The organism is Indolivaga macrotermitis (assembly GCF_900128985.1).
Taxonomy (GTDB): domain Bacteria; phylum Bacteroidota; class Bacteroidia; order Bacteroidales; family Dysgonomonadaceae; genus Dysgonomonas_A; species Dysgonomonas_A macrotermitis.
Genome location: NZ_FQUC01000001.1, coordinates 382,528 through 400,870 on the forward strand (window position 1 = coordinate 382,528; position 18,343 = coordinate 400,870).

8 protein-coding genes are annotated in these 18,343 nt (G+C 41.9%); all 8 read left to right on the forward strand.

Going from position 1 to position 18,343, the window contains the following annotated elements; translation table 11 throughout:
• Nucleotides 1-145 precede the first annotated feature (145 nt).
• The 8 genes from BUC12_RS01610 to BUC12_RS01650 are packed head-to-tail and all read left to right on the forward strand — an operon-like array spanning nucleotide 146 to nucleotide 18,312.
• A complete protein-coding gene (locus BUC12_RS01610; protein ID WP_062175427.1) occupies nucleotides 146-3,412 on the forward strand; it encodes a SusC/RagA family TonB-linked outer membrane protein in 3,267 nt (1,088 codons plus the stop codon).
• Nucleotides 3,413-3,430: 18 nt separating this feature from the next.
• Nucleotides 3,431-5,506: a RagB/SusD family nutrient uptake outer membrane protein gene (locus BUC12_RS01615; RefSeq protein WP_062175428.1), complete on the forward strand. Its 2,076-nt coding sequence runs from the start codon at nucleotides 3,431-3,433 to the stop codon at nucleotides 5,504-5,506.
• A gap of 53 nt (nucleotides 5,507-5,559) precedes the next feature.
• Nucleotides 5,560-7,920 (forward strand): family 43 glycosylhydrolase, encoded by a 2,361-nt coding sequence (locus tag BUC12_RS20415; RefSeq protein WP_082141843.1) that lies wholly within the window; start codon nucleotides 5,560-5,562, stop codon nucleotides 7,918-7,920.
• A gap of 27 nt (nucleotides 7,921-7,947) precedes the next feature.
• Nucleotides 7,948-10,074, forward strand: a complete 2,127-nt coding sequence (locus BUC12_RS01630; protein ID WP_062175838.1) for a hypothetical protein — start codon at nucleotides 7,948-7,950, stop codon at nucleotides 10,072-10,074.
• 51 nt (nucleotides 10,075-10,125) lie between these two features.
• On the forward strand, nucleotides 10,126-13,749 hold the full coding sequence (locus BUC12_RS01635) for a DUF4450 domain-containing protein (RefSeq protein WP_062175429.1): 3,624 nt from the start codon (nucleotides 10,126-10,128) through the stop codon (nucleotides 13,747-13,749).
• 12 nt (nucleotides 13,750-13,761) lie between these two features.
• Entirely contained in the window at nucleotides 13,762-15,288 is a 1,527-nt protein-coding gene (locus tag BUC12_RS20420) for a sialate O-acetylesterase (RefSeq protein ID WP_062175430.1), read from the forward strand.
• Between the two features lie 15 nt (nucleotides 15,289-15,303).
• Nucleotides 15,304-16,461 (forward strand): glycoside hydrolase family 88/105 protein, encoded by a 1,158-nt coding sequence (locus tag BUC12_RS20425; RefSeq protein WP_062175431.1) that lies wholly within the window; start codon nucleotides 15,304-15,306, stop codon nucleotides 16,459-16,461.
• An 18-nt stretch (nucleotides 16,462-16,479) separates the two neighbouring features.
• Nucleotides 16,480-18,312 carry a rhamnogalacturonan lyase family protein gene (locus BUC12_RS01650; RefSeq protein ID WP_062175432.1) on the forward strand — a complete coding sequence of 611 codons (1,833 nt, stop codon included), beginning with the start codon at nucleotides 16,480-16,482 and terminating at the stop codon, nucleotides 18,310-18,312.
• The last annotated feature ends 31 nt before the right edge of the window (nucleotides 18,313-18,343 follow it).

Here is an 18,343-nt window from a genome sequence, read left to right on the forward strand (position 1 = left end):
CTAATTTAAAACAACATGAAAAATAGAAGTATATGAAGAAACATTGTTAACGATTGAGTGATTTAACCGCAAAAGACTGCCTACTATGAGAATAAAGGCATTCTGTAAAATCTAAAGTTTTTCTTAAACCTAAAATGAAAAGATCATGAAAGAATACAAATCTGGAAAGGAGAAAAATAGCTCTGTGTTAAGAGTATTGTTCTTGTCTTTCTGCTTTTTCCTGGTGGGGACAATGGCGTTCGCTCAATCGGGAATCGTAATAACAGGAACCGTACAGGACGATATGGGACCATTACCCGGAGTTAGTGTCGCTATAAAAGGTACTACTACCGGAACTTTGAGCGATCTGGATGGGAAGTTTTCACTTTCTGTACCTAATGATAAAGTAACCCTTACATTCTCGTTTGTCGGTTATATTTCTCAAAATATAGCTATTGGGGCAAATCGCAATTTAAATGTAGTTATGGCAACCGAAGACAATTCGTTAGATGAAATTGTTGTGATCGGCTATGGAGCAGTCAGAAAGAAAGACTTAACAGGGGCAATCTCTTCTGTTTCCAGCAAGGATCTGGTTTCAGTTCCGGCTACAACTGCTGCACAGGCTTTGCAAGGTAAGGCTGCCGGTGTGAATATCGTTACCGCCAGTGGCGCTCCCGGTGCAGGAGTAGAGGTTACTATCCGTGGAGGTACTTCTATCACACAAAGCACCAAACCTCTTTATATTGTGGATGGATTCGAAATGACGGATGCGCTTACAAACATAGCAGTTCATGATATCGAAAGTATCGAAGTGTTGAAAGATGCATCATCTACAGCAATATACGGAGCACGTGGATCTAACGGTATTATCCTGATTACTACCAAATCAGGAAAGAAAGGAAAAACTACAGTATCTTATAATACTTATTTTTCGTTCGATAAGATATCCAAGAAACTGGACATGATGTCTAACTCTGAAGATTTTGTGAAATATCAGTATGAAATGGCTGAATTACAGGGAAAAACGACTCAGTGGAGTAATGTCTTCGACAACAGTATGGGAGTCGATAATCCTGAGTTCTATACCGGAGTTTATGGCCGTATTAATAACCGTTACAGTGGTGTAGGCGGAATCAACTGGCAGGATGAAGTATTTGGCGGTTCTGCATTGACTCAAAGCCACAATGTAAGTATATCTACAGGAAGTGAGCACACTCAAGTGTTATTGACCTATAACTATAATGGACAGGATGGTTTACTAGCTAACCATAGCTACGATAAAAATACAGTTCGTGCCAAAGTCAAATCAGAACTTTATAAAGGTATCCGTCTTGATTTCAATTCTATGTTCTCTAATGCATCTACCGATGGTGGTGGTAAATACGATGGAATGAAATCGGTTCTTCTGCAACCGATAAATGGAGGAACTATGTTTACCCGTGATCAATTGCTGAATACTCAGACTTATCCCGATTTTTCGAGCTTAGATTCTAGTTACGATACAGCTAACCCTATTGTTCAGAATAATGCATCTACATCAAATAAACGAGCACGTCTGTTCAATGTTAATGCCGGATTAGAAATCGATTTCCTAAAACATTTTACTTGGCGAACTTCAGGAAATTACGAATGGACAAATAGCAAGTCTACTTCTTTTGCTGATGAAAACTCGACATCGTATTTGATGGACCCCGTTAATACAGGTATCAACGGAAGTATAGGTAATTCAGAAGAATATAGATATCAGATAACCAATACTGTGAATTATAGTCAGACTTTTGCCGAGAAACACAAAGTTGGAGCTATGTTAGGACACGAGGTTACTTATAACGAGTCGGAAGAAAACAGTATGAAGCTGAAACAATTCCCATATCCTAACTATGGACTGGATGATATTTCGAATGCTACAGTGTATGAAAAAGAAGCTAAACACTCGCGTAATGGTCTTGTATCTCTTTTCGCACGTGTCAACTATACATACGATGAGCGTTATTTATTGACGGCAACAATCCGTAAAGACGGTTCGTCTAAATTCTCGAAAGATAATAAATGGGGAACTTTCCCTTCTGTAGCCGGTGCATGGCGCGTTTCGGAAGAAAAATTCTGGAAAGGAAGTAAAATAGAGAATACAATCAGTAGCTTGAAACTACGTGTAGGATATGGTATCACAGGTAATAACGGAATCGGCAATAACCTGTACTCAACAACTATGACGCAAACAGATTATCCGATAAATAATACTACCGGAAATCCTGCTTATGTGCCAAGTACGACATTGGGTAATAAAGACCTGAAGTGGGAAACATTGCGTGCTACCAATATCGGTTTGGACTTAGGTTTATTCAACAGCCGTGTGAATTTTACAGCAGAGTGGTATAATAACGAAATCAGCGATATGTTGATGGCATCTGTTATCCCTGCTTCAACAGGATATACCAAGCAGTATCAGAATGTAGGTGAGATGCGTAACCGTGGATGGGAGTTTACTTTGAATACAGTAAATGTGCGCACAAAAGATTTCCAATGGACTACAGACCTGAATCTGTCATTTAATAAATCGAAGGTAACATCTCTTGAAAAAGGCTTAACAGATAAAACTTTCACTGTCGGAGGTAACCGTTCGGGAACTCTTACATATTATGCTGTTGTAGGTCAGAAACTCGGAGATATGTATGGTTATGTGTATGAAGGAGTCTATACTACTGATGACTTTATCCAAAACGGTGATGGTTCTCTAACCTTAAAAGACGGGGTTGTAAAACCTTATGGAGATACTACACCAAGTCCCGGTGATATGAAATTTGCAGCAGACAATGAAGAAGGCGACCAATTTACCCGTCAGTTGGTTAAGATCGGTAACGGTACACCTGATATGATAGGAGGATTTACCAATACATTTGTATATAAAGGTTTTGACTTGAATGTATTCATGAAATTCAGCATAGGAAACGACATATACAATGCTTCAAAACACAGTATGAGCCCCTATGCTCTTTTCCAGAATGTTCCGTCTAAATTTGGTGACAACTACTACCGCCTGATAGATCCTGCAACCGGGAAGAAAGCTACTACATTGGCTCGTATGAAAGAATTGAACCCGAATGAGTCTTCACGCACCTGGAGTTTGAATAATACAAACTCAAGCTACATCACTTATCCTTCTTCTTACTATGTTGAAGATGGTTCGTACTTGCGTCTTGCACAAGTAACTATTGGTTATACGTTGCCAAAAACATGGTTGCAGAAAGCGATGATATCCAGTGCACGTATCTATTTTACAGCGAATAATCTGGCAACAATAACCGGTTACTCGGGTTACGACCCCGAAGTTTCGGCTGGTGACAGTGACTATGTAATTTGTACTCCCGGTTATGACAGTTCGACTTATCCACGTTCAAGGAGTTATGTGGTTGGTCTAAACTTAACATTCTAACTAAAAAAGATTTAAGTCATGAAAAAAATATCAAAAATAAAAAAGACATTCATCCTGTCATCCGCTTTAGCCCTGTTTTTAGGGATGACATCGTGTAGCGATTGGTTAGAAATGCCTCCTTACAATGCGTCTGATGCAGAAACCGTGTTCTCAGATGAAGCAACAGCCGATATGTATGTTCAGGGTTGTTACCGGGGGCTGATCCATCAGGAGATGTATTATCAGCTGGGTATGGGCGAAACAGTAGTGCATTCGAGCGAAGACGGCTCTACCAATAACTCGAAATACAATGTATGTAATTATTTCTATGATACTACATCACCTTATACTGTAACAACAATTTACAAAGAACAGTACCGTATTATCGAATCGACTAATATTGCTATCAGCCGGTTACAAAGAATGGGGGAAACCACTAAACGTAATGCGTTGTTAGGAGAAGCACTTGCTATCCGTGCATATTGCTACTACAATCTGATCCGTATTTATGGTGATGTTCCTGCAGTTTGGACACCTCTGGAAGAAATGGATCCAAATGACGAAAATACATTTTATCCGAAACGTTCACCCAGAGATGAAATTTATGATCAGATAATCGCAGACCTGCAAACAGCAGTAGAATATATACCCTGGTATTCCGAAAGTGGTTATGCCACATACGAACGTCTGACTAAACAAGGAACTTATGCCATGTTGGCACGTATAGCCCTTTATGCCGGAGGTTATTCATTGCGTTGGAATTTGGAAACAAACGATCCCGCTTCGATGAAGATGGAACGCCGTAGCGATGCAACCCGCGTTCGCGAACTGTATCAGATTGCCAGCGATGCTTGTCAGGCAGTTGTATCTAAAGGCGAAAACTCACTAGTTCAGGCTAAAAATGGTATGAGTGGTTTTGAGCATCTGTGGTATAATTTCTGTCAGCGCAACTTCGGGGAAACAGCTCCCGAAATGCTTTGGGAACTAGCTCAATACGGTGAAAATACAAATTCGAATTTCGGGGTGTTGGCACATCCGGGATCCAGAGGTGGAGTTTTTGGTTCTCGTAAAGCTATGCAGTTTATGTTACCGACCTACTACTTGTCGTTTGATAAGAACGATACCCGTCGCGATGTATCTTGTACATCATACAGTATCTACTTCTTAGATAAAGGAGCTGCGGGAGATACATGGGTCGATGTAGGTACTACATATTCGTGTATTATGCCCGGTAAGTTCCGTATCTCATGGTGTACCGAACCTCAGGAAGCAGCTAAGCGTAACCTGAATATCCCGTTGTTGCGTTATTCCGATGTATTGTTAATGTATGCCGAAGCTCAGAACTACTTGTCTGGTAACCCTACGGAAGCAGCTAAGAATGCATTAAAACAAGTGAGAGAACGTGCAGGTATCGGTTCTATGGCAATACCTTCCGACCAACAGGGGTTTGAAGATGCAATTGTACAGGAACGTAAATGGGAATTTGCGGGCGAGTTTAACCTTCGTACCGACCTGATCCGCATGAATCGTTTGGCAAAAGAACTCGCAGCTACAAAACAAGATATGAAAGACTTGTCTGATCGCACAGGCAAATATGGCAGCACTCCGGTTTATCGTTTGTATAAGCTTCAGCAAGATGCTCAGGTATATGGTGATAAGTTCTTGGCGCTGGATTATATTGAATTGACAAGTGCTTCAGAAATAGCTACCGTTAAGAATGTTCCTACCAATTCCAGTGACTACGAAGCATATCAGGCTGAACTTGCAAAAATAGTGAAGGCTCATGGTGTTTCGATGGGTAATAACGAGAAATGGTATCCTGCAAATATGTTCGAGGCATATACAAGTACCTTCAACGGAAATGCACGTAAAGCAGCAGGTTTCACTAACGGTTTCAATGCATTACAAATAGGTAATATTATTTATACCAAACCTACCGGATCGGCAGAAAATGGAGGAAATTATCCGAACTGGATCGAAGCTCCCGATGGAAGCGATGGCCTATACTATGGCTTTAAGGAAAACTGTGTTGAATTATTACCATTTGCGGCTAAGTCAGCCGGTCATCCGATGATTGATAATCCGAATCTGACACAGCATCCTGGTTATAAATAATTTACGTAGTGATTATTTAAATGTGAATTTCATATATAATCAAAGATAAGATCATGAATCGATTTGTAATAAAAATAATACTATTGTCTTGCATCCTGACAGGATTATCCAATCAGGTCTCAGCTCAGGCTTTGGCTTTCCCTACCGCAGAAGGTTTTGGAAAATATACAACCGGAGGGCGGGGTGGACGTGTTATCACCGTAACGAATCTGAATGATTCGGGTGAGGGCAGTCTCCGTGATGCGATCGGGCAGAGCGGTCCCCGTATTGTAGTGTTTGCAGTAGACGGGACAATAGATTTACAATCGAAACTGATAATAACTAATGATAGCATAACTATTGCCGGGCAAACTGCGCCCGGCGATGGTATATGCCTTCGGAATTACCCTTTTTATATACGGGCAAATAATGTCGTTATACGGTATATCCGTGCGCGAATGGGCGATACCAGTAAGATGGAAGACGATGCGATGGGGGCAATGAATGTGAAAGATTTAATAATAGACCACTGTTCGGTATCCTGGTCTGTAGATGAGGCTCTGTCCGTCTACAAATCAGAGAATGTAACAGTCCAGTGGTGTATGATTACACATAGCCTGTCGAAGTCGCTCCACTCTAAAGGAGCTCATGGGTTCGGAGGTATCTGGGGTGGAAAAGGAGCAACCTTTCATCATAACCTTCTGGCGCACCATACAAGCCGTAATCCCCGTTTTGCTTCGGACGGTTACACTCCTGTAGATTTTCGGAACAATGTAGTCTATAATTGGGGATACAAGTCGGCTTATGGAGGCGGTAGATACGGAAAAGTTAACTATGTCTCTAATTACTATAAGCCCGGTCCGGCGACTTCTCCCGACAAAATAGCTTGGTTTCTTGATCCGGCTGAGGATGGAACAGGCGCATATTATCTCGCCGGTAATATAATGTTTGGAAGCGAAACGGTAACAGCTGATAACTGGCTGGGAGTAGGGCCTAAATCATGCGTAAGAGCTACTGAGCCTTTTGTTGTGGAACCAATAAATGAAGATACCCCGGAGGTTGCTTACCAGAGGGTATTACATACTGCCGGATGTAGCCTGCACCGTGATAGCTATGACCAACAGGTTATAAAAGAAGTAGAAACAGGCACTGCAAAAGGAGGACTAACATTTGCTGGAGGTGGAAAAGGCATTATCGACTCTCAAAATGAAGTAGGCGGATGGCCCGAATTAAAACAAGGAAACTATCCTCAGGACAGCGATGGTGATGGTATGCCTGATGCATGGGAACTCCGTATGGGGCTCGACCCACATAACCCGAAAGATGGAAATTTATACAATCTCAGTCAAAATTATACAAATATTGAAGTTTATCTGAATTCTATTGTATCTTTTGAGAATTATTATTTAACCCTAAAAGATAATACCGATATGAACGTTATCCGTAAATACTCGCAAAACAGTATTTCGGAATTCAGTAGACACTTGAAACCGGTAGGACGTGTTCTCGAAAGCGAAGGATACTATGTATGGTGCTGTGCTCCGATCTATGGGGAGGATGGTAAAGTTCATGTATTCTATTCCCGTTGGCCGGAGAAATATAAAATGGGTGGATGGATTCACAAAAGTGAAATAGCACATGCCATAGCCGACAAACCCGAAGGACCTTATACTTACGTCGAAACAGTTTTGGCACCACGTCCCGGTTATTTCGATGCAACTACTTGCCACAATCCTCATATTCAATTTATAAATGGAACATACTATCTCTTCTATATGGGTAATAGTGATGGTACGGTCAATACCAAACGGATAGGCTTAGCTACAGCTAAATCTCTGAATGGCCCGTGGAACCGTTCTGATAAACCTTTGTTGGAAGCCGGAGCGGAAGGAGAGTGGGACGACTGCTGTACAACCAATCCCGCGTTTATTCATAATCCTAATGGACAATCATGGCTCTATTACAAATCGTGGAATAAAGCGGCATATCAAAAAGAAAAAGGCAGCATACGAGGAAATCGTAAATACGGATTAGCAATATCCGATAGCATCAATGGGCCGTACAGGCGCTATGCCGGTAATCCGGTAGTAGACCTTTCTGCTCATGGTGGAAACAAACAAGTCGAAGATGCATATGTGTATATCGAGGATGGCCGCTATAAAATGCTGATGCGCGATATGGGGTACTTTGACCATGAGGTAGGGCTGATTTTCGAATCCGAGGACGGAATTCACTGGTCGGAACCTCAGATAGCATGGTTTGGAGCCGACGCTTATTTGAACGAGCCTCCCGCAGCGAAGCATCTGTCTAGGTACGGACGGTTCGAACGTCCTCAGTTATTGATGAAAGACGGTAAACCTCAGTATATGTTTAATGCAATGCAGGGAGGCAAGTATGAAACTGCTTCAGGGTTTGTATTTAAAATAGATAATTAATAAATGAAAATATATAACAGAAATGCTATGAAGAAATTGACTCTTGTTATCTTATCGGGCCTGCTTTTTGCTTGTAATAGCACAAAGACAGAAAAAATCGATAGGTATGCTTTGGTTGAAAGGAACAACCCTAAAATAACGGAATTCGAAGAATTGTCGTCTTTGTCTGTCGGCAATGGAAACTTCGCATTTACCGTTGATGCAACAGGATTGCAGACCTATCCCGAACTCTATTCGGCCGGAGTGCCTCTGGGTACTCAGTCTCAATGGGGATGGCATAGTTTCGCTAATCCCGAGAAGTTTAAACCCGAAGAAACACTGAAGAATTATAACTTCAGGGGATGGGACGAGCCTTATGCCGTACAATTCAATGAAAAAGGAAGACAACAGGCTGCTTCCAATTGGTTCCGCAACAATCCTCACCGTATTCATCTCGGATATGTTGGGTTGGAAATGACTCATGCTGATGGAAGTGCTGTTAAAGCGACAGAACTTGGTAATATAGACCAAAAGCTTGATCTTTGGAAAGGATTGGTATCTAGCCGGTTCGTTGTAGATATGGATTCGATATCGGTACAAACAGTGGCTGACCCGGAGAAAGACCGGATTGCTGCCAGCCTGAAATCGGAATTGATGGCAAAAGGTAATATGAAGGTTCACTTCAAATTCCCTTATCCGACAGGTAAACATGTGGATGACGCTACGGATTGGACATCTCCCGAAAAGCATAAGACTGAGATAATTTTGCAAGACGATCAGTCGGTAGTTTTCAAACGTACATTGGATTCGACAATATATTATGTCAATATAAAATGGGAAGGCAAAGCTGGTCTTGAAAAGAAAGCTGACCATTACTTTGTGTTAGCACCTCAAGGAGATAGCTTGTCTTTCACTTGCGAATTTACAGAGAAAGAACCAGTGAAAGCAGAAAGCACTGCAGGCGAAACCTTTACCGCATCGTATAAATACTGGCAGGATTTCTGGGAAAAAGGGGCTGCAGTCGACTTCTCTAAGTGTACCGATGAGCGTGCTAAAGAGTTGGAACGCCGTGTAGTTCTTTCCCAATACCTGATGGCTATACAGTCGGCAGGAATGTATCCACCACAGGAAACAGGGCTTACTTACAACAGTTGGTATGGAAAATTCCATTTGGAAATGCATTGGTGGCATGCAGTACATTTTGCATTATGGAATAGGGCAGACCTTTTAGACCGCAGCCTTGGCTGGTATTCGACCGCATATCCTGTGGCAAAACAGATTGCAGAAAGACAAGGGTTTAAAGGTGCACGCTGGATGAAAATGACAGACCCGTCGGCAACAGAAGCACCATCAAAAGTAGGTTCGTTCCTTATCTGGCAACAACCACACTTTATCTACATGGCAGAGTTGATATACCGTAACAATCCTTCACCAGAAGTACTGGAAAAGTATAACTTTCTTGTACAGGAAACTGCCGAATTCATGGCCTCATTTGCAACTTACGACGAACTCGAAGGCCGTTATATACTGAAAGGAATTATACCCGCACAAGAAACTCTTAGAGCATCGGAAACTATAAATCCTCCATTCGAATTGTCTTATTGGCACTACGCTATGTCTGTAGCTCAGCAATGGAGAGAACGTATGGGTGAAAAGAGAAAACCTCAATGGGACGAACTTATAGATAAATTATCACCTTTGGCATCGCTCGATGGATTGTATCTGGCTTCGGAAGACGCTACCGATACTTACAAAGATATCCGCTTTACATCAGACCACCCTGCGGTATTGGGGGCTATGGGTATATTGCCACAATGTAAGTTGGTACGTCCGGATTATATGAAGAATACCCTTAACTGGATTTGGGATAACTGGAACTGGGGTAAAACCTGGGGATGGGATTATCCGATGACAGCTATGGCAGCCGCCCGTCTCGGCGAACCTGAAAAGGCAGTAGGAGCTTTGTTGATGGATAAACGGACTAATACCTATCTGGTAAACGGACATAACTACCAGGATTCGCGTCTTCGTGTATATCTGCCCGGTAATGGAGGCTTACTTACAGCAGTAGCCATGATGTGTGCCGGATGGGATGGAAATACCGAAAAGAATCCCGGATTCCCCAAAGATGGTAAATGGAACGTTGTCTGGGAAGGATTACAGCCTATGCCATAATCCCCCGGAATAAACCTTAAGTATTGAATACCTTAAAAGACAATAATTGAAATGAGATATATCAGACTCATATTGACTATGCTAACACTAACCGCAATACCTCTGGCAAGCCACAGCCAGGGGTATTGGCATGGCAAAGAGCGAAAACTACGTTATACACCCGAAGGAGAAGATTTTGTTATCGTAAATGGCGATAAAAAGTTCAACCGGGCATTGTATGGAACACATACAGCTTTTAGAGTCGAGACGGGCGATATCCCCGAATTTGGATTGTTTATGCCTTCGATGGGAGGGAATATTCAGCTTGGACTTATTAAAGGCGGAAAGAGCCTTTGGCTGAATGATGCCGAATATATACGCTCGATCTACCGGGCAGGTTCCCGTATTTACGAAATAAAAGACCCGTTTATCGGTTCAGGCAAAATTACTATTACGGTTTTAGCCTTAGCCGATGCCGAAGGGATGGTTGTAAAAGCTGAAACCGAAGGTATTGCATCCGGTATAGATTTGGTCTGTACTTTTGGTGGTGCAAGTAATAAAAGTTTCTCCCGAAATGGTGATCTGGGAGTCGATGATCCCGACGCATTTGCTTTGAAACCTGAAGCTTGTGAGAATAATATATACTTGATCAATAACAATACTTTTACCGTAGAGTATGGTAAAGGAACAAAAAGAGGTCCCCGTCAAACGACTGGAATTTTTCCTGACGGGGCGCAATTAAAGACAGCATCGCCTTATGCGATGACTACTACCACGGATGTATGGAAGTCAGTGTCTGTAGACAATCGTCCTATATTGGTATCTCGCATACCAGTGGAAAGTGCTAAGAATGTGATCTTTGTTATCAAGAATAATGATGGGACACAACTGACAGCAGCCGATTTAGAAAAGGAATTCAATAAAGCAGAACAACGTCGGCAGGAAGTTGCCGGTACAGTAAAGATAACCACCCCCGACCCGTATTTCAATACATTGGGAGGTGTGCTCAGTATAGCTGCCGATGGTATATGGGACGAAGAAACTGCTTGCTGGCAACACGGAGCTGTAGGGTGGCGCATGCCCCTCAATGGATGGCGTGCCGCTTATGTAGGTGATGCAATCGGCTGGCACGACAAAGCCCGTCAGCATTTTGATGGGTATGCCGCTTCTCAGATTACAGATATCGAACCCACTATTCCGCATCCGGCACAAGATAAAGAACTAAACTTAACACGAGCCGCTAAGATATGGGGTACGCAGATGTATAGTAATGGATACATTACCCGTAATCCCAACAGTACAAAGTCGATGCACCACTATGATATGAACCTGTGTTATATCGATGAGTTGCTTTGGCATTTTAATTGGACAGGCGATATGGATTACGTCCGCAAAATGTGGCCTGTATTACAACGCCATCTGGCATGGGAGAAACGTAACTTCGATCCCAACAATGATGGCTTATACGATGCATATGCCGGAATATGGGCAAGCGATGCACTTCAATACAATAGTGGAGGAGTAACACATTCTTCGGCTTATAATTACAGAGCTAACAGAATGGCTGCGATGATTGCCAAAAAAATAGGAGAGAACCCCAAACCCTACCTTGACGAAGCAGCTAAAATCCTGAAAGCGATCAATACCCAGTTATGGTTACCCGAAAAAGGATGGTGGGCTGAGTATAAAGATTTCATGGGTGCACAAATGATTCACCCCAATGCTGCGATATGGACAGTATATCATGCATTGGATTCGGAGATTCATACGCCGTTCCAATCCTATCAGGCAACACGCTATATCGATACAGAGATACCTCATATTCCTGTATTGGCAAAAGGAATGGAGAATGAAGGCTACCAAACTATTGCTACAACTAACTGGTTGCCATACTCATGGTCTATCAACAATGTGGCTTTTGCCGAAGTAGCACACGCGAGTCTCGCTTACTGGCAGGCAGGACGTTATGAGGAAGCTTATAAACTATTCAAAAGTTCTGTTCTCGATGGGATGTATCTGGGATCAAGCCCCGGAAATATCGGTCAGGTAAGCTTCTATGATGCTGCCCGTGGAGAGTGTTACCGCGATTTTGCAGATCCTATTGGAGTATATTCACGCACCTTGATTCAAGGGCTGTTCGGTATATTACCCGATGCGATGAACGACAAGCTGGAGGTTCGTCCCGGATTTCCTGCTGCCTGGGAATATGCTTCGGTGGCAACTCCCGATATCAGCTTCGATTTTAAAAGAAATGGAACAACCGATTCTTATAAAATATCACAGAATTTCGGTAAAGAACTGAATCTTCTATTGACTCTCAAAGCTCAAAGAGAAAGTATTACTGAAATTAAAGTAAATGGACAAAAAGCATCGTGGACAGTGATCGAAAGTGTAGGCTACCCATCCATTCAAATAGATTGTAAGAAATCGGGTACATATGATATTGAAATTATTTGGAGTGGATCGCCTTTAGATCAGCCGGAATATAAATCAGCCGGAGTAAAAGACGAGAATTGGAACCTGTCATCAAAAGCTAAAGTACAGAAGATATATGACCCTCAATCGGTATTAAAGAATACAACGCAGAAAGGAAATTCCGTAGAAGGAATAATTAATGGGGAAACAGGTCACCGTACGCTCTTTGTACAACTAAAACAAGGACAAATGACTTGGTGGCAACCTGCCGGAATAGAGGTGAAAGAACCTCTGACTGTAATCTATAATGCGGAGGTCGATAATTTACTGTTTACTCTGAAAAATAATACGAACCGTGTGGTTAATGCTCAATTGCAAATCAATATGGGAAAGAAGTCTTATGCACAATCGATAAGTATAGCTTCGGGAGAAACCTCACCTCAGGTGACAATACCTGCCAGTGCTGTTCGTTTCGGATCTAATCATCTGACTGTAACCGAAAACGGAAAAGTGATATTCACTGAAAACTTAATTAACTGGAACCTGAAAAACGATTCTCCCGTATACGAACAAGTAAATATGGATAAAGTGCTGAATGCAAGTGTCTCTCAAATATTCAGAAATGAGTATCTGACTCCACGCTCTCCTTATACTACCCTGCAAGTGCCTAAACAGGGAATAGGAGAATGGTGCCATCCGACACTTACATCCGACATAGATGACTCGGGAATAAGAAAAGCAGTGAAGAATAATACATTTGATACACCTTTCGGAATACCTTTCCGTACGGTAAGTAATGGAAATAATATAGCATTTACGACTTTGTGGGATAATTATCCTTCACAGGTATCAGTTACTTTATCAGGAAAAGCCTCACATGCATACCTGATGATGGCAGGATCGACCAATCATATGCAGAGTCATGTGGTAAATGGTACAGTAACAGTTGTTTATAAGGATGGAAGTAACAATGTCTTGAATCTCGTAAATCCTGAAACATGGGCACCTATAGAACAGGATTTCTATCTTGATGGTCAGGCATTCTCATCAAAACAACCCCGTCCTTACAGGGTAGCTTTGAAAACAGGAGTCGTTAGCCGTGATATGGAAAAGGATATGAATATCAAGCCGGCAGAAGTATATGGCAGAAGTATTCGTGGTGGGGCAGGTATTATTCTCGACTTACCTCTCAATAGTGATAAAGAACTGGATAGGCTGGAAGTAAAGTCGATAGCCAATGAGGTAGTTATTGGTCTAATGGGAATCACATTAATGAGGTAATAAGTTACAATTATGAATAAAATAATAAGAATAGGCATAGTTGCATTAATGATATTAGCTTGCTGGAATATCCGGGCAGAAGTAAAACTTCCCGCTATAATTTCAGACAACATGCTATTGCAACAGCAAACCACCGTCAATATCTGGGGAACTGCTAATCCGGATGAGGTAGTTACAGTAAAGCCTTCGTGGGATAGTAAAACTTATACAGTAACAACTCCGGTTAATGGTAAATGGCTAGTAAAGATAAAAACGCCTAAGGCAACAAAAAGCCAGTCGATACGAATAACAGGAGACAATACGATTGATATACAAAATGTATTGATCGGCGAAGTCTGGTTATGCTCGGGGCAATCGAATATGGATTTTCCGGTGGCGAAGGCTACAGGATGGCGTACAGGTATACTGAACGAAGAGGAGGAAATGCAGGATGCCGATTATCCCGAAATCAGATTGTTTCATGTAGCACAAAAATTATCACCCGAACAGGAATTGGACGATTGTGAGGGCTCATGGATGGTTTGTAACCGCGAAAACCTGAAAGATTTTTCTGCCGTAGGATTTTTCTTCGGTCGTGATTTGTACAATACATTGAAAGTTCCTGTTGGGTTAATACAATCAACTTGGGGAGGTACACATGCCGAATCGTGGACAAAAATGCAGGTTATGCAAAACGATCCTGTATATGCCACGCTTGTAAAAGATTTTTATGCTGCAAGGGATAATTATCCGGCAGATATAAAGAAATATGAAGAAGACAAAAAAGCGTATGATGAAGCCAAAGCTAAAGGGGATAATGACATAAAAGCGCCTAAAAAGCCTCAGGGAATCGATCATAATAAAGCTTTATCTACTTTGTGGAATGGAATGATACATCCGCTTCTGCCTTACGCAATCAAAGGAGCAATATGGTATCAGGGTGAGTCTAATTCGGTTCGAGCCAATGATTATACGCATGTATTTACCCAAATGATAAACAGTTGGCGTAAAGAGTGGAACAGAGGAGACTTCCCTTTCTACTTTGTACAGATTGCACCACAATACAAACAGCCACCGACAATACGTGAAGCGCAATTGAAAACGTGGAAATCTGTAAAGAATACAGGAATGGTTGTGATCACAGATGTAGGCGACTCTACCGATATCCATCCGAGAAATAAAAAAGTTCCCGGAATACGTCTGGCAAAATGGGCTTTAGCAAAAACTTACGGACAGAATATAGAATATTCGGGACCAGTATACAAATCGATGAAAGTAAAGGGAGATAAAGCCATATTGAGCTTCGATTATGCAGGAAATGGATTAACCTGTCAATCAAATACCTTAAATGGTTTTGTTATAGCCGGTAGCGACAGGATATTTTATCCGGCAACCGCTGTAATCAAGGGTAATACCGTCGAGGTTTCAGCCGTTGAAGTTCCCGAGCCTGTAGCAGTTCGTTACGATTGGGGTAAATTTTTCAGAGCCAGCCTGTTCAATACGGCAGAATTACCTGCAAGCCCTTTCCGTACGGATAATTGGATAGTCACAGATAAATAAACCGATTCAAATATCATGAAAAAAACATTACTAACATTATTGACTCTGGTCTTTGCTGTTCAGGGATTATTAGCCCAAAAAACAGCCATTGAATTTGCCAACTCGGAAATGAAACGTTTCCCCGAGGCATGGCAACTCGATCATGGTAAACGCCTCTATTTCGGATATTCGCAGGGAGTTGGCTGTCAGGCTATGCTCGATGTGTGGAAGAAAACAGGAGACCGCAAGTATCTCGATTACGTGATAGCATGGGCTGATACCGTTATCAACAACGAAGGCGAGATACATTTGTATAAAGTAGAAACTTATAATCTGGATTATATCCGTCCCGGCACAGTTCTTTTCGATGTTTGGAAACAAACCGGAAACGATAAGTACAAACTGGCGATGGACAGGCTGGTAAACCAGTTGAAAAATCATCCTCGTACGCTCGAAGGTGCTTTCTGGCACAAGCTGATCTATCAGCACCAGATTTGGCTCGACGGATTGTATATGGCATCGCCATTTCTGGCGGAATATGCTGTAACATTCAATAAACCCGAATTGATAGATGATGTGGTAAATCAATTTATTATATGTGCCAAACATACCTATGATGCTAAAACCGGCTTATACTATCACGCATGGGATGAGAGTAAGAGGCAACGCTGGGCGAATAAAGAAACCGGACAATCACCCAATTTCTGGGGACGAAGCATCGGATGGTGGTTTATGGCATTGGTAGATGTTCTGGATTATATACCAGCAAATCACCCTCAGAGACCGGAGCTTCTGAAGATGGTTCAGGGATTAGCTGAGACCCTTCCGAAATATCAGGATAAAACAGGCCTTTGGTATCAGGTACTGGATATGCCTGATAGGCAAGGTAATTACCTCGAAGCATCAGTATCTTCAATGTTTACATATTCGTTTGCGAAAGCAGTAAACAAAGGGTACATCGATGCAAAATACAGAAGTGTAGCCGAAAAAGCTTATGATGGATTGATGAAGGTTCTGGTAGTGAAAAACGCTGACGGAACTCTAACCTTGACCAAATGCTGTGCGGTAGGAGGTTTAGGAGGAAATCCATATCGGGACGGTAGTTTTGAATATTATATCGGTGAACGTATTCGCGATAACGATTCTAAAGCTACAGGCCCTTTCATAATGGGATGTTTAGAACTAGGTAAATAACTATTAACCGAAAAGAAAATGAAACCGTATCTATTATTAGCAGGAATATGTTTTATATCCCTTTTAGGGAAAGCACAAGACACCAGGGAACGCTTGTATAACTATGAGATATTAGCTCCCGGTCATGAACCTAAACCTTTGGTGGAAGGTTTTGCTAAGGAAAGGCTCGAAGAGCATTTGAACAGAGGTATTGTTGCATCTATGGCAAAGGATAATAAAAGTGTTTATCTAAACTGGCGGCTGTTGAAAACGGACAATAAGGATATTAGCTTTAATGTGTACCGGTCTGTAAATGGTAAAGCAAAAAAGCTGAATAATAAACCCATTGCTATTACAACAGACTTTAGTGATGCTAATCCTGCTGCCGGAAAGGCTGAATATTGGGTGGAAAGCATCGAAGGAAAAGATAAAAAGCTTTCGGAAAAGATTACAGTTGACTTATCTGTTTTAAATGCTCCCAATTATAAGAGTATTAAGTTTAAAGACAATGTAATTGCAGGACGTGTTGCTGTTGCCGACCTCAACGGAGATGGCGAATACGATTATATCATCCGGCATCCGCATACGAATGTAGATCCCGGAGTTGCCAATCCTAATGATGGAACGACTTATAAAATAGAAGCTTACCTGAGTGATGGAACTTACCTGTGGACAAAAGACCTAGGACTGGGTATAGAACCGGGCGTATGGTATTCTCCTTTTATGGTATATGATTTTGACGGAGATGGAAAAGCTGAAGTTGTACTTAAAACAGCAGGAGACGATTATAGGAAGAATGAAAAAGGACGGGTATATGCCGGAAGCGAGTACTTAACAGTACTGGATGGCATGACCGGAAAAGAATTGGCTCGTGTCGATTGGCCCGAGCGTAATGACAGGTATGGAAACCTGATACGTCAAAACAGGAATCAAATCGGAATGGCGTATCTGGATGGAAAAACACCTTGTATCTTGGCTGCCCGCGGAACCTATAAACTGATGGTTGTTGATGCATGGCAGTTTAATAATGGGAAATTAGAAAAGCTGTGGAGATGGGATGGCGACGAAGAAAATCCGGTTGTCCGCAGTCAGGGAGCACATAATATGGTTTGTGGAGATGTAGATGGCGATGGAAGGGATGAAATTCTTTTAGGCTCTTGTATGGTTGATGATAACGGTACATTGTTATGGTCATCGGGATTAGGACATTCGGATAAAGCATACCTGACAGATATTGATCCGCAACGTCCGGGTATGGAAGTGTTTTTGGCATTAGAGCCATGGCATGATAACGGTTACGGTGTTAGTGTACTGGATGCTAAGACAGGAGAACGCGTTTGGGGTATAGGGCATAAGACTTTTCATGTAGGTGATGGGATGGTGGCAGATATCGATCCTGCAAGTCCGGGACTGGAGTGCTTTGCCAGCGAAGATAAAAAAGGAGGTTCTACCGAAAAATACCTTTTGAGTGCACAAGGCAAAAAACTTGCTTCGAATGGGGATGTGCCTCCTTGCCGTAACTGGATATGGTGGGATGCAGGAAATATCCGTCAAACATTTTTTGGAGACGATAATCGTTGGGGGGCAGAATCTATGTCTAATGGAAAAAGCCAATCTATAGGTTACTGGAAAGGGGATAAAATAGCGAACGGAATATATGGGGATATCATTATGATAGCCGATGTTTTCGGAGACTGGCGGGAAGAAGTTATTACAGCCTTACCCGGCGAATTACGTATTTACCATACAAATATTCCGGCAAAAGACAAGAAAATAACATTAATGCAGGATGCTGTTTACAGAAGTTATATATTGCAACGTTCGCAAGGGTATCCGCAATCGCCGGTGCCATCATTCTATTTAGGAGAGTAAATAATAATAAAAATATATATAGTGAAAAGAA

What these genes read in the sequence shown, in the direction of transcription:
- BUC12_RS01610 (WP_062175427.1), top strand. Translation starts at nt 146, where the DNA reads ATGAAAGAATACAAATCTGGAAAGGAGAAAAATAGCTCTGTGTTAAGA.
- BUC12_RS01615 (WP_062175428.1), top strand. Translation starts at nt 3,431, where the DNA reads ATGAAAAAAATATCAAAAATAAAAAAGACATTCATCCTGTCATCCGCT.
- BUC12_RS20415 (WP_082141843.1), top strand. Translation starts at nt 5,560, where the DNA reads ATGAATCGATTTGTAATAAAAATAATACTATTGTCTTGCATCCTGACA.
- BUC12_RS01630 (WP_062175838.1), top strand. Translation starts at nt 7,948, where the DNA reads ATGAAGAAATTGACTCTTGTTATCTTATCGGGCCTGCTTTTTGCTTGT.
- BUC12_RS01635 (WP_062175429.1), top strand. Translation starts at nt 10,126, where the DNA reads ATGAGATATATCAGACTCATATTGACTATGCTAACACTAACCGCAATA.
- BUC12_RS20420 (WP_062175430.1), top strand. Translation starts at nt 13,762, where the DNA reads ATGAATAAAATAATAAGAATAGGCATAGTTGCATTAATGATATTAGCT.
- BUC12_RS20425 (WP_062175431.1), top strand. Translation starts at nt 15,304, where the DNA reads ATGAAAAAAACATTACTAACATTATTGACTCTGGTCTTTGCTGTTCAG.
- BUC12_RS01650 (WP_062175432.1), top strand. Translation starts at nt 16,480, where the DNA reads ATGAAACCGTATCTATTATTAGCAGGAATATGTTTTATATCCCTTTTA.